Source organism: Streptomyces yunnanensis, from assembly GCF_029011865.1.
GTDB lineage: Bacteria > Actinomycetota > Actinomycetes > Streptomycetales > Streptomycetaceae > Streptomyces > Streptomyces yunnanensis.
Window position 1 is genome coordinate 7,323,882 of the sequence record NZ_CP095749.1, and the last position, 23,369, is coordinate 7,347,250.

21 protein-coding genes and 1 tRNA gene are annotated in these 23,369 nt (G+C 73.9%); 14 read left to right on the top strand and 8 right to left on the bottom strand.

Translation table 11 applies throughout. The features are described from left to right. Positions 1–96: 96 nt before the first annotated feature. Both MOV08_RS31955 and MOV08_RS31960 read left to right on the top strand, forming a co-directional pair. Positions 97–1,521, top strand: coding sequence for a cytochrome P450 (locus tag MOV08_RS31955; protein WP_275309804.1), 1,425 nt, complete (start codon positions 97–99; stop codon positions 1,519–1,521). Positions 1,522–1,871: 350 nt separating this feature from the next. Beyond that, positions 1,872–3,536, top strand: coding sequence for an ABC-F family ATP-binding cassette domain-containing protein (locus MOV08_RS31960; protein WP_275309805.1), 1,665 nt, complete (start codon positions 1,872–1,874; stop codon positions 3,534–3,536). Between the two features lie 82 nt (positions 3,537–3,618). Here MOV08_RS31960 and MOV08_RS31965 read toward each other — a convergent pair whose 3' ends face one another. Further along, positions 3,619–4,293 (bottom strand): HAD family hydrolase, encoded by a 675-nt coding sequence (locus MOV08_RS31965; RefSeq protein ID WP_275309806.1) that lies wholly within the window; start codon positions 4,291–4,293, stop codon positions 3,619–3,621. Between the two features lie 473 nt (positions 4,294–4,766). Then, positions 4,767–4,854: transfer RNA gene (locus tag MOV08_RS31970), tRNA-Leu, on the bottom strand. 304 nt (positions 4,855–5,158) lie between these two features. Here MOV08_RS31970 and MOV08_RS31975 point away from each other — a divergent pair. The 3 genes from MOV08_RS31975 (at position 5,159) to MOV08_RS31985 (ending at position 7,988) form a co-directional block, all read left to right on the top strand. Beyond that, entirely contained in the window at positions 5,159–6,484 is a 1,326-nt protein-coding gene (locus MOV08_RS31975) for a M20/M25/M40 family metallo-hydrolase (protein WP_039637835.1), read from the top strand. A 226-nt stretch (positions 6,485–6,710) separates the two neighbouring features. Then, entirely contained in the window at positions 6,711–6,944 is a 234-nt protein-coding gene (locus MOV08_RS31980) for a chaplin (protein WP_039637836.1), read from the top strand. 192 nt (positions 6,945–7,136) lie between these two features. Then, entirely contained in the window at positions 7,137–7,988 is an 852-nt protein-coding gene (locus tag MOV08_RS31985) for a chaplin (RefSeq protein ID WP_275309807.1), read from the top strand. An 85-nt stretch (positions 7,989–8,073) separates the two neighbouring features. Here MOV08_RS31985 and MOV08_RS31990 read toward each other — a convergent pair whose 3' ends face one another. Beyond that, positions 8,074–8,262: a DUF5703 family protein gene (locus MOV08_RS31990; RefSeq protein ID WP_018537156.1), complete on the bottom strand. Its 189-nt coding sequence runs from the start codon at positions 8,260–8,262 to the stop codon at positions 8,074–8,076. A 47-nt stretch (positions 8,263–8,309) separates the two neighbouring features. Here MOV08_RS31990 and MOV08_RS31995 point away from each other — a divergent pair, with 47 nt between their 5' ends. Further along, a complete protein-coding gene (locus MOV08_RS31995; protein WP_039637838.1) occupies positions 8,310–8,993 on the top strand; it encodes a hypothetical protein in 684 nt (227 codons plus the stop codon). Between the two features lie 78 nt (positions 8,994–9,071). Here MOV08_RS31995 and MOV08_RS32000 read toward each other — a convergent pair whose 3' ends face one another. From MOV08_RS32000 to MOV08_RS32010, 3 genes are read right to left on the bottom strand one after another with little or no spacing between them, the layout of a single operon-like run. Then, positions 9,072–11,027, bottom strand: a complete 1,956-nt coding sequence (locus MOV08_RS32000) for a helix-hairpin-helix domain-containing protein (protein ID WP_275309808.1) — start codon at positions 11,025–11,027, stop codon at positions 9,072–9,074. Beyond that, positions 10,946–11,485, bottom strand: coding sequence for a hypothetical protein (locus tag MOV08_RS32005; RefSeq protein ID WP_275309809.1), 540 nt, complete (start codon positions 11,483–11,485; stop codon positions 10,946–10,948). Before MOV08_RS32005 ends, MOV08_RS32000 begins: the two co-directional genes overlap by 82 nt. Next, positions 11,482–12,465, bottom strand: coding sequence for an aldo/keto reductase (locus tag MOV08_RS32010; RefSeq protein WP_275309810.1), 984 nt, complete (start codon positions 12,463–12,465; stop codon positions 11,482–11,484). Before MOV08_RS32010 ends, MOV08_RS32005 begins: the two co-directional genes overlap by 4 nt. Before the next feature lie 160 nt (positions 12,466–12,625). Here MOV08_RS32010 and MOV08_RS32015 point away from each other — a divergent pair, with 160 nt between their 5' ends. Both MOV08_RS32015 and MOV08_RS32020 read left to right on the top strand, forming a co-directional pair. Beyond that, positions 12,626–13,681, top strand: coding sequence for an LLM class F420-dependent oxidoreductase (locus MOV08_RS32015; protein ID WP_039637841.1), 1,056 nt, complete (start codon positions 12,626–12,628; stop codon positions 13,679–13,681). A gap of 258 nt (positions 13,682–13,939) precedes the next feature. Then, positions 13,940–14,728: a hypothetical protein gene (locus MOV08_RS32020; RefSeq protein WP_039637842.1), complete on the top strand. Its 789-nt coding sequence runs from the start codon at positions 13,940–13,942 to the stop codon at positions 14,726–14,728. 21 nt (positions 14,729–14,749) lie between these two features. Here the strand turns inward: MOV08_RS32020 and corA are convergent, their stop codons facing one another. Further along, positions 14,750–15,742 carry a magnesium/cobalt transporter CorA gene (gene corA, locus MOV08_RS32025; RefSeq protein ID WP_039637843.1) on the bottom strand — a complete coding sequence of 331 codons (993 nt, stop codon included), beginning with the start codon at positions 15,740–15,742 and terminating at the stop codon, positions 14,750–14,752. A 150-nt stretch (positions 15,743–15,892) separates the two neighbouring features. Here corA and MOV08_RS32030 point away from each other — a divergent pair, with 150 nt between their 5' ends. The 4 genes from MOV08_RS32030 to mshC all read left to right on the top strand — a co-directional run bounded on the left by MOV08_RS32030 (position 15,893) and on the right by mshC (position 19,637). Next, on the top strand, positions 15,893–16,591 hold the full coding sequence (locus MOV08_RS32030; RefSeq protein ID WP_039637844.1) for a histidine phosphatase family protein: 699 nt from the start codon (positions 15,893–15,895) through the stop codon (positions 16,589–16,591). A gap of 130 nt (positions 16,592–16,721) precedes the next feature. After that, a complete protein-coding gene (locus MOV08_RS32035; protein WP_039637845.1) occupies positions 16,722–17,312 on the top strand; it encodes a DUF3090 domain-containing protein in 591 nt (196 codons plus the stop codon). 5 nt (positions 17,313–17,317) lie between these two features. After that, positions 17,318–18,193, top strand: coding sequence for an SCO1664 family protein (locus tag MOV08_RS32040; RefSeq protein ID WP_275309811.1), 876 nt, complete (start codon positions 17,318–17,320; stop codon positions 18,191–18,193). A gap of 214 nt (positions 18,194–18,407) precedes the next feature. Then, complete coding sequence (gene mshC, locus MOV08_RS32045; protein ID WP_039637847.1) at positions 18,408–19,637, top strand: cysteine--1-D-myo-inosityl 2-amino-2-deoxy-alpha-D-glucopyranoside ligase; 1,230 nt, start codon at positions 18,408–18,410, stop codon at positions 19,635–19,637. A gap of 88 nt (positions 19,638–19,725) precedes the next feature. On the opposite strand, the gene MOV08_RS32050 is transcribed toward mshC, so the two are convergent. Beyond that, positions 19,726–20,829 carry a PAC2 family protein gene (locus tag MOV08_RS32050; RefSeq protein ID WP_275309812.1) on the bottom strand — a complete coding sequence of 368 codons (1,104 nt, stop codon included), beginning with the start codon at positions 20,827–20,829 and terminating at the stop codon, positions 19,726–19,728. 319 nt (positions 20,830–21,148) lie between these two features. On the opposite strand from MOV08_RS32050, the gene MOV08_RS32055 reads away from it, so the two are divergent. Continuing rightward, positions 21,149–22,480, top strand: coding sequence for an enolase C-terminal domain-like protein (locus MOV08_RS32055; protein WP_039637848.1), 1,332 nt, complete (start codon positions 21,149–21,151; stop codon positions 22,478–22,480). After that, complete coding sequence (locus MOV08_RS32060; protein ID WP_039642040.1) at positions 22,477–23,262, top strand: SDR family NAD(P)-dependent oxidoreductase; 786 nt, start codon at positions 22,477–22,479, stop codon at positions 23,260–23,262. The genes MOV08_RS32055 and MOV08_RS32060 overlap by 4 nt, the downstream gene beginning before the upstream one ends. The last annotated feature ends 107 nt before the right edge of the window (positions 23,263–23,369 follow it).

Sequence of the window (23,369 nt, forward strand, 5' to 3'; positions counted from 1 at the left end):
GCCCCACCGCCCCCGGTCGTCCCTCCCGGCCGCCCGTTACCCACTCGACGCCGGGGTACGACATTCCCGGGCCCGTTCCTGGATAGGAATCGGGGCATGTCCCTGACCAACTCCTCGTCCGGCGCCGGCGCCGGCGCGGCGCAGACGCCCGGCGGCGGCGCCCCGGCCGCCATCCCCGGACCCGCCGGGCTCCCCGTGATCGGCTCCCTGCTCGACCTGCGCCGCGACTCCCTCGGCGCCTTCTTAAGAGCCCAGCGCGAACACGGCGACGTGGTCCGGCTGGAGGCCGGCCCGCCCGGACTCCGCAGCGTCTTCTACGCCGTCTTCGCGCCCGAAGGCGTCCAGCAGATCCTCGGCACCCAGGCCGCCAACTTCCGCAAGGACCACCCGCTCTACGAGGAGGTCCGCCAGGCGTTCGGCAACGGCCTGCTCACCAGCCAGGACGACGACTACCTCCGCCAGCGCCGGCTGGTCCAGCCGCTGTTCACCAAGCGCCGGGTCGACGGCTACGCAACGGCCGTCACCACCGAGGCCGACGCGGTCGCGGCCCGCTGGCGGTCGGCCGAGGAGGGCGTGGTCGACCTCGTCCCCGAGATGAACCGGCTCGCCCTGCGCACCGTCGCCCGGATCCTCTTCGGCCTGGACGTGGAGGCCGCGGTGGCCGCCATCCACCACTCCGCCCCCGTCATCAACGACTACGTCGTACGCCGTGCCTACGCCCCCCTGAAGGTCCCCCGCGACTGGCCCACCCCCAGGAACCTCGGCAACCGCCGGGCCACCGCCGAACTCAACGCGCTGTGCGACCGGATCATCGCCGAACGCCGCGCGGCCGCCGCCGGCGGTGAGGTCTCCGACCACGACGACCTGCTCTCCCTGCTGGCCGCGGCCGGCAACGACGAGGACGGCACCCTCGACGCCACCGAGGTCCGCGAACAGGTCCTGATCTTCCTGCTGGCCGGCCACGAGACCACCGCCACCTCCATGGCCTTCACCCTCCATCTGCTCGCCCGGCACCCCGGCGAACAGACCCGGATCCGCGCCGAACTCTCCCGGGTGCTCGGCGACCGCACCCCCACCGCCGCAGACCTGGACCGCCTGCCGCGACTCACCCGGGCCTTCAAGGAGTCCATGCGGCTCTACCCGGCGGCCCCGGTCGTCAGCCGCCGCGCCGTCGAGGCCACCGAGGTCGCCGGCTTCACGCTGCCGGCCGGCGCCGACGTCGTCGTCGCCCCCTGGGTCACCCACCGCCACCCGGACCTCTGGGAGGACCCCGAGCGGTTCGACCCGGACCGCTTCGCCCCCGAGCGCGAGGCGGAGCGCCACCGCTACGCCTGGTTCCCGTTCGGCGGCGGCCCGCGCGCCTGCATCGGCCAGCACTTCTCGATGCTGGAGTCCGTCCTGGCCCTGGCGACGCTGCTGCGCTCCCACGAGCTGGAGGCCATCGACCAGGACGTACCGGTCGCCGCCGGCATCACCCTCCAGGCCACCGGTCCGGCCCGGGTCCGCCTGCGCGCCCTCTGACGACCGCGCCGCACCCGACGCCCGTCTGCGCGCGGCCGGCGTCGGGACAGCGGAGAATGTAAACGCAACAAAAATAGCGTTTGCCTTCCCGCCGGTCAGCCTCTACGGTCGTAGTCGTCCACCCCGCCCGGGCAGCGCCCCGGCGGGTTCCCCTCCCGACAGGAGAAGGCCGTTGCTCGTCTGAGGTCCGGAAGACACCGCGCCCGCGACCGGCGATTCGCTCCGCGATCCCGCCCCGCGCGCCCCGTCCGCGACCTCGGCGTACGCACGGCGTACCCGAACCCCGGCACTGCCGCGGTGTCTCCCTGCGCACGCATCGCCCGCCCGCGCACACCTCCCTGGAGACCCGCATGTCAAAGCCCCCCACCGCCCCCTCCGCGGCCGTCGTCTGCACCCGCACCGGCTTCGACTGGCCCGACGGCACCCCCGTCCTGGACGACTTCCAGTTCTCCGTCGGCCCCGGTCGCACCGGCCTCATCGGCCTCAACGGCTCGGGGAAATCCACCCTGTTGAAGCTGATCGCCGGCGAGCTGACCCCGACCGCCGGCAGCGTCAAGGTCGTCGGCGAGGTCGGCTACCTCCCGCAGCACGCCTCCCTCGACACCCACCTCAGGGTCGACGAGGCGCTCGGCATCGCCGCCACCCGCGCCGCCCTGCACGCCATCGAGAACGGCGATGGGGGTCCCCCCTGTTCGAGCGAAGTCGAGAGCTTGGGGGAGCGCGAGGAGCACTTCACCACCGTCGGCGACGACTGGGACGTCGAGGAGCGCGCCCGCGCCACCCTCGACCAACTCGGCCTGCACGCCCTCGACCTCGACCGCACCATCGGCGAGGTCTCCGGCGGCGAGTCCGTCCTCCTCCGCCTCAGCGCCCTGCTGCTCCGCCGCCCCGACGTGCTCCTCCTCGACGAGCCCACCAACAACCTCGACCTGCCCGCCCGCCGCCGCCTCCACGACGCGGTCTCCGTCTGGTCCGGGGTCCTCCTCGTGGTCAGCCACGACCGCGAACTCCTCGAACGCGTCGACCGGATCGCCGACCTCCGAGGCGGGGAGGTCCACTGGTACGGCGGCAACTTCACCGCCTACGAACAGGCCCTCGCCGTCGAGCAGGAGGCGGCCGAGCGGATGGTCCGGGCAGCCGGGGCCGACGTCGCCCGCCAGCGGCGCGAACTGGCCGACGCCCAGGTCAAACTGGCCCGCCGGGTCCGCTACGGCGACAAGATGTACGCCCGGAAGCGCGAACCCAAGATCGTCATGAACAGCCGCAAGCAGGAGGCCCAGGTCTCGGCCGGCAAACACCGCGCCCTGCACACCGAACGCCTCCAGGAGGCCCGGGAACGCCTCGTCGAGGCGACCGAGGCCGTCCGCGACGACGACGAGATCCGCATCGACCTCCCGTACACCGCGGTCCCACCGGGCCGCACCGTCCTCACCCTCACCGGCCTGCGCACCCGTTACGGCACCCGTGCCGACCTGGAGGTGCGCGGCCCCGAACGGATCGCCCTCACCGGCCGCAACGGCTCCGGCAAGACCACCCTGCTGCGCACCCTCGCCGGCGAACTCCCGCCGGCTGCCGGCACCGCGGAGGTCCACGTCCCCCACCGCTTCCTCCCGCAGCGTCTCGACGAGGTCCTCGACCACGACCTCACCGTCGTCGAGAACGTCGCCCGCTACGCCCCCGACGCCACCGACAACCGCATCCGCGCCCGCCTGGCCCGCTTCCTGTTCAAGGGCGCCCGCGCCGACCAACAGGCCGGCACCCTCTCCGGCGGCGAACGCTTCCGGGCCGCCCTGGCCGCCCTGATGCTCGCCGAACCGCCCCCCCAGCTCCTCCTCCTCGACGAACCGACCAACAACCTCGACATGTCCTCCGTCCGCCGCCTGGTCACCGCCCTGCACTCCTACGAGGGCGCCCTCCTCGTGGTCAGCCACGACCACCGCTTCCTGCGCGAGCTGTCGCTCACCCGCTGGCTGACCGTCGAATCCGGCGGACTCACCGCCACCGACCCGCTCTGACCCGCGCCCGGCCCCGGCCGGGGATGGGGCCCGGCCGTGCCCCTCGGTGGCCGACCGGGCCCCGGCCCCTCCTGCCGGACGTTCAGAAGTGCCGCACCAACTCCCGGAACGCCCCCAGCCGCAACACCTTCTCGTCCCCCGGGTCCAACTCCTCGTGCTCCAGCACCCAGGTGTGGTCGTGCGGGATGAACACCGCGTTCAGCCCCGCCGACCGCGCCGGCAGGATGTCCGACTTCGGGGAGTTCCCGATCATCCACGTCCGCTCCGGCGCCAGCCCGTAGCCGCGGGTCAGCTCCTCGTAGGCGGCCACGTTCTTCTCCGGCACGATGTGCACCCCGCGGAAGTGCCCGGTCAGCCCCGACGCGGTCACCTTCCGCTGCTGTTCCTCCTGGTCCCCCTTGGTCAGCAACAGCAGTTCGTGCCGCCCCGCCAGCTCCGCCAGCGTCTCGGCCACCCCCGGGATCAGCTCCACCCGATCCCCCGCGAAGGCCGCCTCCCACCCGGTGATCCGCGCCCGCTCCGCCGCCGTGGCCGCCCGCCCCCGCAGCCGCTCCACGCACTCCCCGAGGCTCCGCAGGAACATCTTGCTCCCGTACCCCAGCGTCCTGGTGTTGACCGCCTCGATCTCGTCCAACACGGCCCGCACCGCTGCCCGATCGGTCCCCGGCCCCGCCATCCACGCCGTGAACTCGTCGATCACCCGCTCGAAGATCACGTTGTTCTCCCACAACGTGTCGTCCGCATCAAAGATCAACATCACTCGCGCCCCTCTCGCCGTCCATGAACGGGGGCACCCTACGGACGGTCCCGCCACACCCGCACCGGAAATACGGGTCCGAGGTGGAAGGGAACGGCCTACTCGCCGCCGGAGGTGAGGCTGTCGATGCTCGACCCCGTAGCGAGGTCCAACCGTCGGATCCGGTCTCCTCGTGGAAGTGCTCGACGCGCCCAACGAGGTCGCGCTCGCGACGGACCCCGCCGCTCCGAACTCATCGAGCCCCCTCGTGAAATGCGTCACCCCTACCGGGTTCGGCTGCGCCGGCGGGCTGGAGGCCGCCCTTCGGCGCGAGCGCTCCTCCTCACGAGGGCAGGGCCGTACCCCGGAATGGCGGGCGAGGCGCGTCCGCCTGGAAGATGTCCCGCTCACGCCTGTGCGCCATGCCGGTGACCACCGGTGCCCGGGAAAAGCACCAGGCCCCAGATCCGAAGATCTGGGGCCTGATTGCCTCATGGTGTCCGAGGGGGGACTTGAACCCCCACGCCCGATAAAGGGCACTAGCACCTCAAGCTAGCGCGTCTGCCATTCCGCCACCCGGACAAGGTGTCTGTCGTTGCGGCCTCCGGGCCGTTCCGACGAGGAAAACAATAGCAAACGTTCGGGGGTGGTCGATCACGCGTGGTCCGGGGCCGCCGCGGGGCTGTGACCAGCGCATGTCGGGAGTATTGCGGCCTTGGGCGGAGCGGGTGCGGGGTGGAGGATGGCGGTGGACCCCGCCGTGGCGTGCCCGTGGAGGGTGCCGCGGCCGTGAACCCAGAGGAGGCAGTGTGAGCGAGCTCCGCGAGCGAACCAAGGATCGGTGCGAGCCCTGCGGATGCGGGGCCGAGCGAAGCGAGGTCTCGGCATGAGCGAGTCACAGCAGGCCCGTACGGTCACCGGCGAGGACGAGGTCGTCGATCTGTGCCGGGATCTGATCAGGATCGACACCAGCAACTACGGCGACCACTCGGGGCCGGGGGAGCGGGTCGCCGCCGAGTACGTCGCGGAGAAGCTCGCCGAGGTCGGCCTGGAGCCGCGGATCTTCGAGTCCCACAAGGGGCGCGCCTCGACCGTCGCGCGGATCGAGGGGGAGGACCGCTCGCGGCCGGCGCTGCTGATCCACGGGCACACCGACGTGGTGCCGGCCAACGCGGACGACTGGACCCACCACCCGTTCTCCGGGGAGATCGCGGACGGGTGCGTGTGGGGCCGCGGCGCGGTCGACATGAAGGACATGGACGCGATGACCCTGGCGGTGGTGCGCGACCGGCTGCGCACGGGGCGCAAGCCGCCGCGGGACATCGTGCTGGCGTTCCTCGCGGACGAGGAGGCCGGTGGCACGTACGGCGCGCGCTACCTCGTCGACCACCACCCGGAGCTGTTCGAGGGGGTGACCGAGGCGATCAGCGAGGTCGGAGGGTTCTCCTTCACCGTCAACGAGAACCTGCGGCTGTACCTCGTCGAGACGGCCCAGAAGGGCATGCACTGGATGAAGCTGACCGTGGCCGGCTCGGCCGGGCACGGTTCGATGATCCACAGGGACAATGCGATCACCGAACTGTCCGAGGCCGTCGGGCGGTTGGGCCGGTACGAGTTCCCGGTGCGGGTGACCAAGACGCTGCGGGCCTTCCTCGACGAGCTCGGGGACGCGCTGGGCACCGAGCTGGACCCGGAGAACATGGACGAGACGCTGGCCAAGCTCGGCGGGATCGCCAAGCTGATCGGCGCATCGCTGCGGAACACCGCCAACCCCACGCAGCTGGGCGCCGGTTACAAGATCAACGTGATTCCGGGCGAGGCCACCGCCCACGTGGACGGCCGCTTCCTGCCCGGGTTCGAGGAGGAGTTCCTGGCGGACCTGGACCGGATCCTCGGGCCGCGGGTCAGGCGCGAGGACGTCCACGCGGACAAGGCGCTGGAGACCACTTTCGACGGCGCCCTGGTGGACGCGATGCAGTCGGCGCTGCAGGCCGAGGACCCGATCGCGCGGGCCGTGCCGTACATGCTCTCCGCGGGGACCGACGCCAAGTCCTTCGACGACCTGGGGATCCGCGGGTTCGGGTTCGCGCCGCTGAAGCTGCCGCCGGAGCTGGACTTCGCCGGGATGTTCCACGGCGTGGACGAGCGGGTGCCGGTGGACGGGCTGAAGTTCGGGGTGCGGGTGCTCGACCGGTTCATCGAACTGAGTTGAGTCGAAACGGTTCGCCGGGAAGCGGTTCTCCGATCGGGGGGACGGTGCGGTGCGCGGTGCGTGGGCTGGTGCGGATGAGGGTGAAGTCGGCGTGAATTTCCTGCCTTTCGCGTTGACTTCGCTGAAACGAGTGAACGCCGCGGTGTGTTCGTATCTTCAACGGCCTGGCCTCCGTTGACGTCATTGCGGTCCGCGGCTGGGACCGCAATGCCTACAAGGAGGAACCATGATCAAGAAGGTCGTCGCCGCTGCTGCGGTCGCCGGTGGAGTCGTATTCGCCGGCGCCGGCCTTGCCGTTGCCGACGCGCAGAGCCAGGGTGCCGCGGTGCACTCCCCGGGCGTGCTCTCCGGCAACGTCGTCCAGGCCCCGGTGCACGTTCCGGTGAACGTCTGCGGCAACACGATCTCCGTGATCGGCCTGCTGAACCCGACCTTCGGCAACACCTGTGTGAACAGCTGACGTTACCGACGGCCTCACCGGCCCTTTGAGGGCCCGGCCCGGTCCGGCTCCGGAATGTCGCTCCGACGTTCCGGAGCCTCTGGGTATTTCGCGGCGGGTGAACCTCCTCAAGAGGCAGTCCGCGGAGTTGATCTCACCTCCGCCGGCCGCCACCCGTCCGCATTCATGTAAGGCACTAGGCAGGGGAAAACTATGAGGCAGGTCGCGAGAAAAGGCCTGATCACCATGGCGGCGGCCGGCGGCGCGCTCGCCATGGCCGCCGGATACGCGCACGCGGACTCCGCGGCCGCGGGGGGTGCGACGCATTCGCCCGGTGTCGGATCCGGCAACGTGATCCAGGCTCCGATCGACGTCCCGATCAACGTCTGCGGCAACACCGTCAATGTCGTCGGCGCGCTCAACCCGTCGTTCGGCAACCACTGCGCGAACGGCTCCGACGGGCGGCACGGGCACGGTCCGGGCGGCAAGCACCGGCGGACGCCCGGTGGGCACGGCGGTGCCAGCGCCACGGGCGGGGCGGCGCATTCGCCCGGTGTCGGATCCGGCAATGTGATCCAGGCTCCGGTCGACGTCCCGATCAACGTCTGCGGCAACAGCGTTGACGTCGTCGGCGCGATGAACCCGTCCTTCGGCAACGACTGCGACAACGCCTCGCCGGGGGGCCCGGGCCGTTCGCACCACCCCGGTCACCCGTCGCAGCCCGGTCAGCCGGAGCCGGGCCACCCGCACGGCCCCGGCACGCCCCACCACCCGGGCACGCCGCACCAACCGGGCTCCGCACACCACCCGGGGCACCCGGCGCAGCCCGGCGGCCCGCACGCGCCGCGGTCCGTCACCCCGCAGACCCCGGACGCGCCGGGGCCGCGGACGCACACCGCGGGCGCCCGTGGGGCGCACGCCCAGGCCGCGGCGACGCCGGAGCACGGTGCGCGGCAGCTCGCGCACACCGGTGCCGGGGCGCTGGGCTATGCGGTGCCGATCAGTGCCGGGCTGCTGCTCGGTGGCGCCGTCCTCTACCGGCGGGCCCGTACCGTCCGTAGCTGATCAGCGGCGCTCCGTGTGAGCGCGCGAGGGAGCGGGCCCCGTCTTCGACCGGGCCCGCTCTGCTGCGATCACACCCTTCCGGCGGTCACCACGTGGCGCGGAGCTGTCGGATGATCCGGCGACGCAGCCGCACCCGGCGGCTACCGTCGGGATTGAGACGAAGTCGGTCCAACTCCCAGTGTCCGTACTCGGCATGGTCGGTCAGCAGGCGTGTGGCGGCCTTGCGGGAGACGCCCCGGGGCACGTACACATCGCAGAATTCGTATTCCGGCATCGCATCTATTGTGCGGGACCGGCCCCGGTACGGATAGCGTCTGCACTATGTCTGATGCTGCGCAGCCTTCCGCTGCCGAGGTTCGTGCCGCCGCTGAGGCGGTCAAAGCCGCGCTGGACCGTCACCTCGCCGCGGTCGAACGCCGCGCGGGGGCGGACGATCCCGCCGTCTATGCCGCGTTCGACGAACTCGCCGCGGCTGCCGAGCGCTATGACGAGCTGCTCTACGACACCTACGACGAGGTCACCCCCTTCGAGATCCCCGGTAACGACGCCCTGCCCGCGTATGCGGGTCCCGAGGAGCCGAGCGCGCTGAGCGTGCTGATCCGACGCGACTACACCGTCGCCGAGCCGCAGCGCCTGCTGCATCAGGCACAGCGCATCGCGGCCCTGGACCCGGACGCCGCCGACGACGCCACGGGCAACGCCCCCGATGCCGCCGCGCTCGTCGGCAGCAGCGCCTACGCCGCGCTCGGGGTGCTCTTCGGGGAGTACGAACCGGATGAGATCGCCTCCCGGCACAAGGAGTTCGGCCTGGAGGAGGGCGACTCCACGCTGTGGGTGGCGGCCGTCGACGAGCCGGCCGAGCCGGGGGAGTGGCTCGCCGCGCCGTTCGACCAGGCGGATCCGCAGCGGGTGGTGTGCCGCTTCGACGTCAGCACCGTCTTCGACGAGGAAGAACTCGACGACGGGGACGACGATCTGCTGGAGCCGGCCGACGGGAGGCGGTGAGGCGCCCGGCGGAACGGGCCCGCGGGGCGGACGGCCGGTGCGCCGCCGCCCCGTGGGCCCACCGCTCGGGCCGCGTGGTCAGTCCGCCGCCGGGTCCGCCGACTGCTCCTCGGCCTGGAGCCGCAGCAGCGTCCGCAGTCGGGTGGTGCGCTCCTTGGCGGGGAGTTCGGCGACCGCGCGGGACAGCGCCTGGCCCACGCCCTGGACCACCGACAGATGCCGTTCGGCGCGGCCGAAGGCGGTGTGGACCCAGGCGCGGGTCAGCCCGCCGGCGGCGTCGCCGGGGAGCACCACGACCGCGGCGGGCCAGCGCGACCCGGCCGCCTGATGGGCGGTGAGCGCCCAGCCGTGCCGGACCGCGCCGGAGCCGACCTGCTCGCGCGGGACGACCACGGCGGTGCCCGCGCAGTCGAGGTGCAGGCCGTCGGCCTCGGCGCCGGTGACCGTGCCGAGGAGCGTACGGCCCAGCGCCGGGGAGTAGGCCGCGCGGTCGCCGGGGTCGAAGCCGCCGAACCGGCCGGGGCCGGCGTTCAGCCGCTCCTTGAGCGCGGCGTTCAGCGCGCGGGTGCCGGCGGCGCCGCCGTGGCCGACGGTGATGACCTGCGTCTGCTCGGCGGGGATGCCCAGCGCCCGGGGCACCGAGTCGGCGACCAGCTGGACCGTGCGGTGCACCGCCTCGGCGGCGTCCCGCACCGGGACGGTCACCACCTCCTTGCCGGGCGCATCGACCTCGGTGAGCTCGCCGACGCTGATGCCCGACACCAGCTCGCCGATCGGCCCGAAGTCCGGCGTGCGGGAGGCGACCTGGGGGCAGAACCGGGACTGCAGGACGTCCTGGAACAGCCGCCCGGGGCCCGCGGACCACAGGACGCCCGGGTCGCCGCTGAGCACCAGGCGCGTCCCGTCGGTCAGCGATTCGACGAGCAGGGCGGTGGTCTCCAGGTCGAGCTGCGGGGCGTCCAGCACGACGAGCAGGTCGAGGGCGAGCGCGCCGTCCGCGTCCCGGCCCGGGCCCTCGGCGCCGGACAGCAGGCCGGAGACGGTCACCGCGGCCGCGGCCGGGCCGGCGGGCTCCCCGGGGGCGGTGTCCGGTGCGACCTCGGCGAGGTGCGCGGCCAGCCGGCGGCGGCCGTCGGCGGTGTGGGCCGCGCCGTACGCCCGCAGCCCCAGGGCGCGGGCCGCGGCGATCAGCGCGGCGGGCTCGGCGCGGGCCGCCTCGCCGCCGGTGTGGGTCACCAGTCCGCTGAGCGCGACGGTCTGGATCAGCTCCGCGGCGCAGCCCGAGGGAGCGGCCGTCGCGACGGCCGCCCAGGCGCCGGCGGAGGGGCGGACCCGGGGGCCGGAGGCGTCCGTGTCGTCCGTGTCGTCCGCGGCATCTGTGGCATCCACGGCGTCCGTGGTGTCGCTTTCCGGGGCGGCGGCCTCGGTGTCGTCGGCGGCCGGGGTGTCCTGGGGGGCCGGGGCCGCGTCGTCCGCCCCGGTGTCGTCCGGTGCGGTGCCCGGCGCGATCCTGGACCGTTCGTCCGCCGGGGGTTCGAAGGTGTTCAGCAGCCGGGCCAGTCCGTCGGCGACGCTCTCCTCGGCCATGGCGAGCCGGTCCAGGCCGAGCAGCACGCGGATCGGCTGCTCCTCGTCGTCGTCCGTGGCGGCCCGGGGGCGGCCCGGGGTGTCCAGGGCGTCCTGGAAGACCAGTACCGCGCCGTCCGCGATGGCGCTCTGGAGGGCCTCGTCCGGCTCCGGGACGGCGCGCTGGGCGAGGGCGGCGCGCAGTGCGGACGTCTCCAGGGCGGAGTGGCCGGCGACCGCGGCCTGCTCCAGCAGCCAGCCGATCAGCGCCTGGGCGCGCCGCTCGTCGCCCGGCCCGCAGGCGGGGCCGAGCAGTGCGCGGGCGAAGCCGTCGGCCTGCTCGGGGCGCACCCCGGGCACCGTGAGCAGTTGCCAGGGGTCCTCGGTCAGTGCCTCGGCGGCCTGTTGACCGAGCGCCTCCGCGGCGCGCTCCGCGAGCGCCTCGGGGGCGCCGCCGGCCGCCAGCACCCGCCGGACGCCCTCGATGCCGGGGGCCGGGACGAGCGCGGGACGGGCCGCCGGGACCGTGGGGTCGGCCGTGGCGCCCTGGGCGCCAGGCTCGGGCGCGGACGGACGGGCCGGGGCGGGCGGCGGCCCGGCGGGCGCTGCGCGGCCTCCTCGCGGGCCGGGCCCGCCGACGCCGCCTGTGGTGCCTGCTGCGGGGCCGATGCCGGGGCCGCGCCGGCCGCGCCGTCCCGCGCCGGGCGGGCGGCGGGGGCCTTGGCGGACCGCGGGGTCTCGGCGAAGAACGAGGCGGCGGAGCGCTCGCCGCTCTCCACGGCCCGCACCGCCGCCGCCAGGGACGCCAGGGACGCGGCGGAGTCGGACCGTGGTGCTGGTGCGCCGCCGGCCTCGCGGCCCGCCTCGCCACCGGGCGCGGCGGCCTCCTGCTCGGGCGGGTTGTCGCCGGCGCGGTCGGTACTCACAGCGTGCTCCAGTCGTGGTCGGGATAGTGGTGCACCGGAGCCGACACATCGTCCAGCGCCCGGCGGATCTCGTCAGGAAGACTAAGCGCCTCCACTGACAATGCGGCTCTGAGCTGCTGCGCCGTGCGGGCGCCGAGCAGCGGGGCGGTGACCCCGGGGCGGTCGCGGAGCCAGGAGAGCGCGACCTGGAGGGGGGTGACGGCCAGTCCGTCGGCGGCGGTGGCGACCGCGTCGACGACCCGGCCGGCGTCCTCGTCGAGATAGGGCGCCACGAACGGCGCGAGGTGCTCCGAGCCGCCCCGGGAGTCGGCCGGGGTGGCGTGGCGGTACTTGCCGGTGAGCACCCCGCGGCCCAACGGGGACGACGGCAGCAGGCCGAGGCCCAGGTCCAGGGCGGCGGGGAGCACCTCCCGTTCGACGCCGCGCTGGAGGAGGGAGTACTCCATCTGCGTGCTCGCCAGCCGGTTGCGGACGTCGGGGGCGGCCAGCTGCCAGGTGGCGGCCTTGGCGAGCTGCCAGCCGGAGAAGTTCGACAGGCCCACATAGCGTGCCCGGCCGCTCGTCACCGCCACGTCGAGGGCCTGGAGGGTCTCCTCCAGCGGGGTGTGCGGGTCGAAGGCGTGCAGCTGCCAGAGGTCCACGTAGTCGGTGCCCAGGCGCTCCAGGGAGGCGTCCAGTGCGGCGAGCAGGTGGCGGCGCGAGCCGTCGACCCGGCGGTCCGGCTCCAGGACGCTGCCGGCCTTGGTGGCGACGACCAGGTCGGAACGCGGCACCAGTCCTTCGAGCAGCCGGCCCAGGAGGTACTCGGCGCCGCCGTCGGCGTAGATGTCGGCGGTGTCCACCAGGGTGCCGCCGGCCTCCCAGAACATCTTGAGCTGCTCGGCGGCGTCCTGTTCGCCGGTGTCGCGTGCCCAGTTCAGGGTGCCCAGCCCGAGGCGGGACACGCGCAGGCCCGTGCGGCCGAGGTGCCTTTGCTCCATGGGCCCAGACCCTACGCGCCGGGCCCCACGATCAGGGGACCTGTGGACAAAGGCCGGACGGCGGTGTGCGGACCGGGTTCCGGCCTGCCGGTGACGGCCGCGGCACCCGCACGCTAGAGTCCCCGCAACAGCGACGTTACTGATGGGTAAGGGGAGCGGCATGAGGCTCGGCATCAACCTCGGCTACTGGGGCGCCGGCATGGACTCCGACAATCTCGCGGTGGCGCAGGAGGCCGACCGCCTCGGCTACGCGGTCTGCTGGGCGGCCGAGGCGTACGGCTCCGACGCCCCCACGGTGCTCTCCTGGGTGGCCGCGCAGACCGAGCGGATCGACGTCGGTTCGGCGATCTTCCAGATCCCCGCCCGCACGCCCGCGATGACCGCGATGACCGCGGCGACCCTGGACTCGCTCTCCGGCGGCCGCTTCCGGCTCGGCCTGGGCGTCTCCGGCCCGCAGGTCTCCGAGGGCTGGTACGGCGTGAAGTTCGACAAGCCGCTGGCCCGCACCCGGGAGTACGTGGAGATCGTCCGCAGGGCCATGTCCCGCGAGCGGCTCTCCTACGAGGGCGAGCACTGGACGCTGCCGCTGCCGGGCGGCCCGGGCAAGCCGATCAAGCTCACCGTCCACCCGCAGCGCGAGCACATCCCGCTCTACATCGCCGCGATCGGGCCCAAGAACCTCCGGCAGACCGGCGAGATCGCCGACGGCGCGCTGCTGATCTTCCCCTCCGCCGACCACCTGGAGGAGACCGCGATCTCCCACATCCGGGCGGGCCGGGAGGCGGCCGGCAAGACCATGGACGGCTTCGACGTCTGCCCCACCCTCCCGCTGGCCCTCGGCGAGGACAAGGACGTCAGCGCGCTCGCCGACACCTTCCGCCCGTACACCGCGCTGTACGTCGGCGGCATGGGCAGCCGGAAGCAGAACTTCTACAACCAGCTCGCGCGGCGGATGGGGTACGAGAAGGAGGCCGCCGAGATCCAGGACAAGTACCTGGCCGGGGACAAGGCCGGCGCCGCCGCTGCCGTCCCCGAGCGGCTGATCGACCAGACCACCCTGCTCGGCTCGGTCGACCGGATCGCCGAGCGGATGCAGGCGTACGCGGCGGCCGGGGTGACCACCCTGACCGTGGCGCCGGCCGGGTTCACGCTGGAGGAGCGGATGGCCGCGCTCCGCGCGGGCACCGAGGCCCTGGAGCGGGCCGGCCTGGCGTAGCCCCGGACGGGGCCCGGACGCGCGAGAGCCCGGCGCCTGGGCGCCGGGCGGAGGAAGCGCTGCGGCCGTGGTGGGGGCTCGGGGGTCTTCCCCGCCACGGCCGTCACGGAACTCAACGGCTCAGGGGCGGGCGGGTTACGGGGCCCGCCCCGCGCGGGTCAGGCGAACGGGCGCAGCCGGCCGCGCCCCCGGTTGCCGGCGGCGAAAGGCGGCATTTGGCTTTCCCTCTACGGGCGTGTCCGTTCGGAGGTGACGCTGATGTTCTCGGCCAGGAGCCTGTTCCAGGAGATCGTCGACAACGACGCCTCCTACCGTCTCTTCTGCTCCATCGCGGCCAGCGGGGAGGCGCAGGGCGGCTGGGAGAACGGGCGGATCGCCGCGCTGCTCCCGGACTCCCAGCGCGCCCTGGCGCCCAAGGTCGCCCGGCACGGCGCCGACGAGGACAAGCACGGCCGGATCTTCAACGCCCTGCTCCGCAAGCGCGGGCTGACGCCCGTAGAGGTCCCCGCCGCCACCGACTACACCATGCTGCTGGAGCGGCGGGGCATCGGGCTGGCCCACGACAGGCTCCGCCGCGACGAGCCGCTCAGCGAGCGGGACATCGTCACCTACCTCGCGCACAGCCGGGTCACCGAGCAGCGCGCGGCCGAGCAGATGGTGCTGCTGCGCAGGTACTTCGGCGACCACCCCGAGGTGGGCCGGGCGGTCCGGATGATCTGCCACGACGAGGAGAACCACCTCGCGTACTGCCACGAGGAACTGCTCCGGCTGGCCGGGGCCGGGCACGGGCGGGCGATCCAGCGGACCCTGCGGGAGTGCGCACTGGCCGAGATCGCCGTCCACCGGGACGTCAGCCTGGCCGTGATGGCGCGGATGGGCCGCATCCTGGGGTGGTCGAGGGCCAGGTCCGCGCTGCTCCGGGCCGGGATCGCGGCGCTCTACGGCTACGAGCGGCTGTTCGGCTGGCGGCGGATGGTCAGCCTGGCGATGCCCGAGCGGCAAAACGCGCTGGGCGGTCCGGCCACCGCCGCGCCGGAGTTCGCCTGAGCGGTGCGCCGGTCCGCCCCCTCACAGCCAGCCGCGGCGCTTGAACAGCCGGTAGAGCGAGACCTCGATGACCGCCATCATCAGCAGGACCATCGGGTAGCCCAGTGACCAGGACAGTTCCGGCATGTCCCGGAAGTTCATGCCGTAGATGCCCGCGATCAGGGTCGGCACCGCGGCCAGCGCGGCCCACGCCGAGATCTTGCGCATGTCGTCGTTCTGCCGGACCCCCATCTGCGCCAGATGGGCGGCCAGGATGTCCGAGAGCAGCCGGTCCAGGCCCTCCACCGACTCGTTGGCGCGGGTCAGGTGGTCGCCGACGTCCCGGAAGAACGGCCGGGCGTGGTCGTGTACGAAGGGCACGCCGGGGCTCTGGAGACGGGACATCGGGTCGGCCAACGGGACGGTGGCCCGGCGGAATTCGAGGACCTCGCGCTTGAACGCGTAGATCTGGGCGGCGGTGTTCCTGGTCTCCCGTCGGATCGGGGCGAACACCTCCGCCTCCAACTCCTCAAGATCCACCTGGAGTTCGCCGGCCACCTCGATGTAGTGGTCCACCACCGCGTCGCTGACCGCGTACAGCACCGCCCCGGGGCCGTGCCGCAGGATCTCCGGGTGGTGCTCCAGCCGCCGCCGGACCGCCGCCAGCGGACTTGCCGTCCCGTGCCGGACGGTGACCACGAACGAGTCGCCGACGAAGACCATCAGCTCCGAGGCGGTCACGGTGTCGGCCGTGACGTCGTAGGTGATCGGTTTCAGCACCATGAACAGCGAGTCGTCGTAGACCTCCAGCTTCGGCCGCTGGTGGGCGTTCAGGGCGTCCTCCACGGCCAGCGGGTGCAGCCCGAACTCGCTGCTGACCTGGTCGAACTCGTGCTGGGTCGGCTCGTACATGCCCAGCCACAGGAAGGAGTGGCCCTCCGCCCGCGCCGCCTCCAGCGCGCGGGAGAAATCCGTCGCGCACTCATGGCGGCGGCCCTCGCGGTAGATGGCGCAGTCCACGATCACATCAGGCATTCTCGCCCGTCGCAGGGGGCCCTGCCAGGGAAGCCGGGCCGGGACGGGGGCGGACGCAGGGCGGACCGCGGGCGGACCGAGGGCGGACCGAGCGCTGTGGAGTGGGCCCGGCCACCCCCGATCCGCCGGACAGGCCCTAGTGTTGCGGTCATGCCCACGCTGATCCTGGTGCGGCACGGCCGCTCCACCGCCAACACCGCCGGGGTGCTCGCCGGCCGGACCCCCGCTGTCGCCCTCGACGAGCGGGGCGCCGCCCAGGCCGCGGCGCTGCCCGCCCGGCTCGCGGGGATCCCGCTTGCCGTCGCTGTCACCAGCCCGCTGCAACGCTGCCGGGAGACCCTGGGGCCGCTGGTGGACGCCCGCCCCGGGCTGCGCCTGGAGAACGACGAGCGGATCACCGAGTGCGACTACGGCGACTGGTCGGGCCGCAAGCTCGGGGAGCTGGCCGACGAGCCGCTGATGGAGGTCGTCCAGCAGCACCCCTCCGCCGCCGGCTTCCCCGGCGGCGAGTCGATGCGGGAGATGCAGGCCCGCGCGGTGGCCGCGGTCCGGGACTGGAACGCCCGGGTCGAGGAGACGTCCGGCGCCGAGGCGACCTACCTCATGTGCTCCCACGGTGACATCATCAAATCCCTGGTCGCCGACGCCCTCGGCATGCACCTGGACCTCTTCCAGCGGATCTCCGTGGAGCCGTGCTCGGTGACCGTGATCCGCTACACCCGGCTGCGCCCCTACCTCGTACGGCTCGGCGACACCGGCGACCTCGCCTCGCTGGTGCCCCGCGAGGAGGGCGGCGGGGCCGGGAGCGAGCGGGACGCGGCCATCGGTGGTGGTGCGGGCGCAGCGTGATCAGCGGGCGCAGTAGGGTGGTGCGACGGCGCTGCCCGCGACGCCCGTGTGATCCGCGCAGTACCCCTCCGGAACGCAGCGACCGCAGCGACCGCACTGACCCAGCAGTCGAGACAAACGGAGCAGGACGTTGTCCCGTCAGGTGTTCTTCTACGACCTACCGGACCGCTTCGTGGCCGGTACGGTCGGGCTGCCTGGCCGCCGTAGCTTCTTCCTCCAGGCCACCGCGAGCGGTCGCACCACCAGCGTCGCCCTGGAGAAGACGCAGGTGGCGGCGCTCGCCGAGCGGATCGACGAGCTCCTGGACGAGGTGGTGCGGCGCAGCGGCGGCAGCGCCCCGGTGCCCGCCGTCTCCCCGACCGAGATGGCCGACACCGCGCCGCTGGAGTCGCCGGTGGAGGAGGAGTTCCGGGTCGGCACCATGGCGTTGGCCTGGGACGGCGAGGAAGAGCGGATGATCGTCGAGGCCCAGGCGCTGGTCGAGCTGGAGGCCGACAGCGACGAGGACCTCGCCGACGCCGAGGAGCGGCTGCTCCAGGACGACGAGAACGGCCCGCCGATGCTGCGGGTGCGGCTGACCGGCACCATGGCCCGGGCGTTCGCCAAGCGGGCGCTGGACGTCGTCAACGCCGGCCGCCCGCCGTGCCCGCTGTGCAGCCTGCCGCTCGATCCGGAGGGACACGTATGCCCGCGCCAGAACGGATACCGGCGGGACGCCTGAGCCCCATGGAGCCCACCGTCGAACCGGTGCCCACGCCCACGGACCCGCAGCAGCCGCCGGCGCCCGCCGCCGAGCCCGTCGGGAGCCTGGCGCCGTCGCTGCTCGCCGAGGGCGAGCTGACCGTCCGCGGCCAGATCCCGGACGCCTCCAACGCGGTGCTCTACTGCACCGTCGAACTGGACGGCCGCAGCGCCGCCTGCGTCTACAAGCCGGTCGCCGGGGAGCGCCCGCTGTGGGACTTCCCGGACGGCACGCTCGCCCAGCGCGAGGTCGCCGCCTACGAGGTCTCCCGGGCCTGCGGCTGGGACCTCATCCCCACCACGGTGCTGCGGGACGGCCCGTACGGCACCGGCATGGTCCAGGAGTGGATAGCGCCGCCGGGGGACGGCGACGTGGCGCCCGAGCTGCTGGCGCTGGTCGCCGAGGACGAGCCGGCGCCGGGCTGGAAGGCGGTCGGCCGGGCGGACATCGGCGCCGGCCGCACCGCGCTGTTGGTCCACGCCGACCACCCCCGGCTGCGGCGGCTGGCCGTCCTCGACGCGGTGATCAACAACGGCGACCGCAAGGGCGGCCATCTGCTGCCCGGTGCCGATGGCGCGTTCTTCGCGATCGATCACGGTGTGACGTTCAACTCGGCCGACAAGCTGCGCACGCTGCTGTGGGGCTGGGCCGGGGAACCGCTGACCGACGAGGCGTCGGCGGTGCTGCGCGGCCTGGCCAAGGCGCTGGCGGACGGGGCGCCGCTCGCCGTCCGGCTGGCCGAACTCATCACGGACGCCGAGCTGGCGGCGCTGCGGGCGCGGGTGGACGGGATGCTGAGCAGCGGGCGGCACCCGGAGCCGAGCGGGGAGTGGCCGGCGATTCCCTGGCCGCCGGTCTGAACAGCGGTCCGCCGGGCAGCCGGTGCGGGCACCGCCGCCCGATGTCCCGACCGCACCGGATCAGGGAGACCCCCGACACCGGGCGCGGCTGACGCCGCACCATGTGCTGCCGCTTGCCCTTGGCACATCCGGCGGCGGAACACAAGACCGCCTTTCCGGCCAGAGGGACCCCTCCGGTTCGTATGCGGAACATGCATCCGGTTACGCTCAAGGCATGCATGCATGGCCCGCTTCTGAGGTCCCCGCCCTGCCCGGTCAGGGCCGCGACCTGAGGATCCACGACACCGCGACCGGCGGACGGGTAACCCTCGACCCCGGTCCCGTCGCCCGTATCTACGTCTGCGGCATCACGCCGTACGACGCCACCCACATGGGGCACGCGGCGACCTACAACGCGTTCGACCTCGTTCAGCGCATGTGGCTCGACACGAAGCGTCAGGTGCACTACGTGCAGAACGTCACCGACGTCGACGACCCGCTGCTGGAGCGGGCGGTGGCGACCGGCGACGATTGGACCGCGCTCGCCGAGCGCGAGACCGCCCTGTTCCGCGAGGACATGACGGCGCTGCGGATGCTGCCGCCGCGGCACTACATAGGCGCCGTCGAGTCGATACCGCGCATCGTCCCGCTGGTCGAGCGGCTGCGCGACGCCGGCGCCGCCTACGAGCTGGACGGCGACATCTACTTCTCGGTCGCCGCCGACCCGCACTTCGGCGGGGTCTCCGGCCTGGACGCCGAGGCGATGCGGCTGCTGTCCGCGGAGCGCGGCGGCGACCCGGAGCGCGAGGGCAAGAAGAACCCGCTCGACCCGATGCTGTGGATGGCCGCCCGCGACGGCGAGCCGAGCTGGGACGGCGGCTCGCTGGGCCGCGGCCGGCCCGGTTGGCACATCGAGTGCGTCGCCATCGCCCTGGACCACTTCGGCATGGGCTTCGACGTCCAGGGCGGCGGTTCCGACCTCGTCTTCCCGCACCACGAGATGGGCGCCTCGCACGCCCAGGCGCTGACCGGTGAACACCCCTTCGCCAAGACCTATGTGCACGCCGGCATGGTCGCGCTGAACGGCGCGAAGATGTCCAAGTCCAAGGGCAACCTGGTCTTCGTCTCGGCGCTGCGCCGGGACGGTGTCGACCCGGCGGCGATCCGCCTGGCGCTGCTGGCCCACCACTACCGCAGCGACTGGGAGTGGACCGACGAGGCGATCCCGGAGGCCGAGGCCCGGCTGGCCCGCTGGCGGGCCGCCGTGTCCCGCCCCGACGGTCCGCCCGCCGAGGCCCTGCTGGCGGAGGTCCGCGCCGCCCTCGCCGACGACCTGGACGCGCCCGCCGCCCTGGCCGCGGTGGACCGCTGGGCCGCCGCGCAGCAGGCCGACGGGGGCACGGACGAGAGCGCTCCCGGGCTCGTCACCCGTGCGGTGGACGCGCTGCTCGGCGTCGCGCTGTAGGGACGCCCGCGGTCGGATACGTCAGGGGCGCCCCCGCCGGATGGTGGGGGCGCCCCTTCGTCGTGCCGGCGCGGGGCCGGGCGGCCGGTCAGCGCTCGGTGCCGGGGTCCTCCGGGCCGTCGGCGTCGGTGTGCCCGCCGTCCTCTCCGGTGCCCTCGCCGGGCGCCGGGCCGTCGGCCGCCTTCGGGGGCGGCCCGGACTCCTCCGGCGACCGGGGCTCGCGCGGCTCCTTGGACGCGGCGCGGGGGTGCCGGGTGCGTCCGCTGGCGGGGTCGCGGAGGTAGGAGCTGTCCCGGCCGTCGGCGACGCCGCCCTCGCTCCCCACCCCCGGGCCGGCCTGCGGGTCGCGGCGGCGCAGATAGCGCTCGAACTCGCGGGCGATGGCCTCGCCGGACGCCTCCGGCAGTTCGGCGGTGTCCCGGGCCTCCTCCAGCGACTGGACGTACTCGGCGACCTCGCTGTCCTCCGCGGCGAGTTGGTCCACGCCCAGCTGCCAGGCGCGGGCGTCCTCGGTCAGCTCGCCGAGCGGGATCCGCAGGTCGAGCAGGTCCTCCAGGCGGTTGAGGAGGGCGAGGGTGGCCTTGGGGTTGGGCGGCTGGGAGACGTAGTGCGGCACCGCGGCCCACAGGCTGACCGCCGGGACGCCGGCGTGTGTGCACGCCTCCTGGAGGATGCCGACGATGCCCGTCGGGCCCTCGTAGCGGGACTCCTCCAGATCCAGCCGGCGCGCCACGTCGGCGTCGGAGGTGACCCCGCTGACCGGGACCGGCCGGGTGTGCGGGGTGTCGCCCAGCAGGGAGCCCAGCACCACCACCATCTCGACGCCCAATTCATGGGCGAAGCCGAGGAGTTCGTTGCAGAACGAGCGCCAGCGCATGCTCGGCTCGATGCCGCGGACCAGGACCAGGTCGCGGGGGTTCCCCTTGCCGTCGGCGTCGCCGACGCGGACGACGGAGAGCCGCGTGGTGGGCCAGGTGATCTTGCGGACGCCGTTCTCCAGGAAGACCGTCGGGCGGTTCACCTGGAAGTCGTAGTAGTCCTCCGCGTCGAGCGCGGCGAAGACCTCGCCCTTCCATTCCCGGTCCAGGTGGGCGACCGCGGCGGAGGCGGCGTCGCCGGCGTCGTTCCAGCCCTCGAACGCGGCCACCATGACCGGGTCGATCAGCTCGGGCACCCCCTCCAGCTCGATCACCCAGCCCCTCCTTCCGGCCGGCCCCGCCGCCTTGGGGCGGCCGCCGGCAGCAGTTCCGTTGCGTGCGCTCCCAAGACTACGGCTTCCCGGGTGCCGATCCGCAGCCCCTTTACGAGCGTGTGTGCGGAGAGGCCGGTCGGAGAGAGGTCCGATCTGTGGTAGGGGAGGAGCGGAGGGCTCCGGTCAACACCCGTGGAATTCCCGGTGGATTCGGGTACGGGGTCTGGACGCGCTCTCCGGGGCGGGTCTATACATCGGAGGACCGGGAAAGGTCCGATGTTCTCCGCGAGATCCGCGCGACATCCCAGGGGGCGTGCCCATGGCCGTAACCGACATCGTCACCGGGCTGGAGGTCCACGACGTCCGCTTCCCCACCTCCGACCAACTGCACGGGTCGGACGCGATGCATCCCGATCCCGACTACTCCGCCGCCTATGTCGTGCTGCGCACCGCCGACGGGCCGGACGGGCACGGCCTCTGCTTCACCCTCGGGCGCGGCAACGACGTCATGGCCGCCGCGATCGGCGCCCTGGCCCCGTACGTCGTCGGCCGCCCCGCCCCGGCCACCGTCGGCCGGCTCGGCGCGCTGCACCGCGCCCTCACCCACGACTCCCAGCTGCGCTGGCTCGGCCCGGAGAAGGGCGTGGCGCAGATGGCCGCCGGGGCGGTGGTCAACGCCGCCTGGGACCTGGCCGCGCGCCGCGCCGGCCGGCCGGTCTGGGAGCTGCTGGCCGGGCTGAGTCCCGAAGAGCTGGTCGGGCTGGTGGACTTCCGCTACCTGACCGACGCGCTGACGCCCACCGAGGCGCTGGACCTGCTGCGCGCCGCCGAGCCCGGCCGGGCCGGGCGCACCGCCCGCCTCAAGGCCGAGGGCTATCCCGCCTACACCACCTCGCCCGGCTGGCTCGGCCACGACGACGCGACCCTGGTCCGGCTCGCCGAGGCCGCGGTCGCCGACGGCTTCGGCCAGATCAAGCTCAAGGTGGGCGCCGACCTCGACGACGACCTGCGGCGGCTGCGACTGGCCCGGGACGCGGTCGGGCCCGGCGTGCGGATCGCGGTCGACGCCAACCAGCGCTGGGACGTGGCCGAGGCGGTCCGCTGGATGACCGCGCTGGCGCCCTACGCCCCGCACTGGATCGAGGAGCCGACCAGCCCGGACGACGTCCTGGGCCACGCCGCGGTGCGCGCCGGCCAGCCGGTGAAGGTCGCCACCGGCGAACACGTCGCCAACCGCGTGGTGTTCAAGCAGCTGCTGCAGGCCGGCGCGGTGGACTTCGTGCAGCTCGACGCGGTCCGGGTGGCCGGGGTCAACGACAACCTGGCGATTTTGCTGCTGGCCGCGAAGTACGGGGTGCCGGTGTGCCCGCACGCCGGCGGGGTGGGGCTGTGCGAGCTGGTGCAGCACCTGGCGATGTTCGACTACGTGGCGGTGTCCGGGAGTTGGGAGGACCGGGTGATCGAGTACGTGGACCACCTGCACGAGCACTTCACCGATCCGGCGGTCCTCGCGCGCGGCCGCTACCGCGCGCCCGTCGCGCCCGGCTTCTCCGCCCGGATGAAGCCGGCGTCGCTGGCCGCGTACCGCTTCCCCGACGGGCCGGTGTGGCGGGCCCGCGGGCCGCGCCGGGAAGCCGGGGTACCGGCATGAACGGGCCGGCCGGAGCGGACGACTTCGCGGGCCTGGCCGCCCTGGTGACCGGCGGCGGTTCGGGGATCGGCGCGGCCACCGCCGCCCTGCTGCTGGCCCGTGGCGCCCGGGTCGCCGTCCTGGACCGCGACCCGGCCGGGGCGCCCCCGGGGGCGCTGCGGATCGCCGCGGACGTCACCGACGACGCCGGTGTCCGGGCCGCGGTCGCGACGGCGGCGGCGGAGCTGGGCGCCCTGCACACCCTCGTCGGCAACGCCGGGATCGGCGCCGTGGGCACCGTCGAGGACAACGACGACGCCGAGTGGGGCCGCGTCCTGGACGTCAACGTCCTGGGGCTGGTGCGCACCGCCCGGGCCGCGCTGCCGCACCTGCGGCGGGCCGCGGCCGACGCGCCCGGCGCGGTCTCCATCACCCACACCTGCTCCATCGCCGCCACCGCCGGGCTGCCGCAGCGGGCGCTGTACGGCGCGAGCAAGGGGGCGGTGCTCGCGCTGACCCTGGCGATGGCGGCCGACCACCTCCGGGACGGCATCCGCGTCAACTGCGTCAACCCCGGCACCGCGGACACCCCCTGGGTCGCCCGGTTGCTCGACCGGGCCGCCGACCCGGCGGCCGAACGGGCCGCGCTGCACGCCCGTCAGCCCCTGGGCCGGATGGTCACCGCGCAGGAGGTCGCCGCCGCCCTCGTCCACCTGGCCTCCCCGGCCGCCTCCGGCGTCACCGGCACCGCGCTGGCCGTGGACGGCGGGATGCAGGGGCTGCGGCCGCGCCCGGCCCGTTGAGCCACCCCGGAGGCCACCCGGAGGCCGAGGCCCGGACGCCGCCCGCCCACCGCCGTCGCCCCATGACCGCCGCCCGCCACGACCGAGGGACCACCGACCCGACGCGA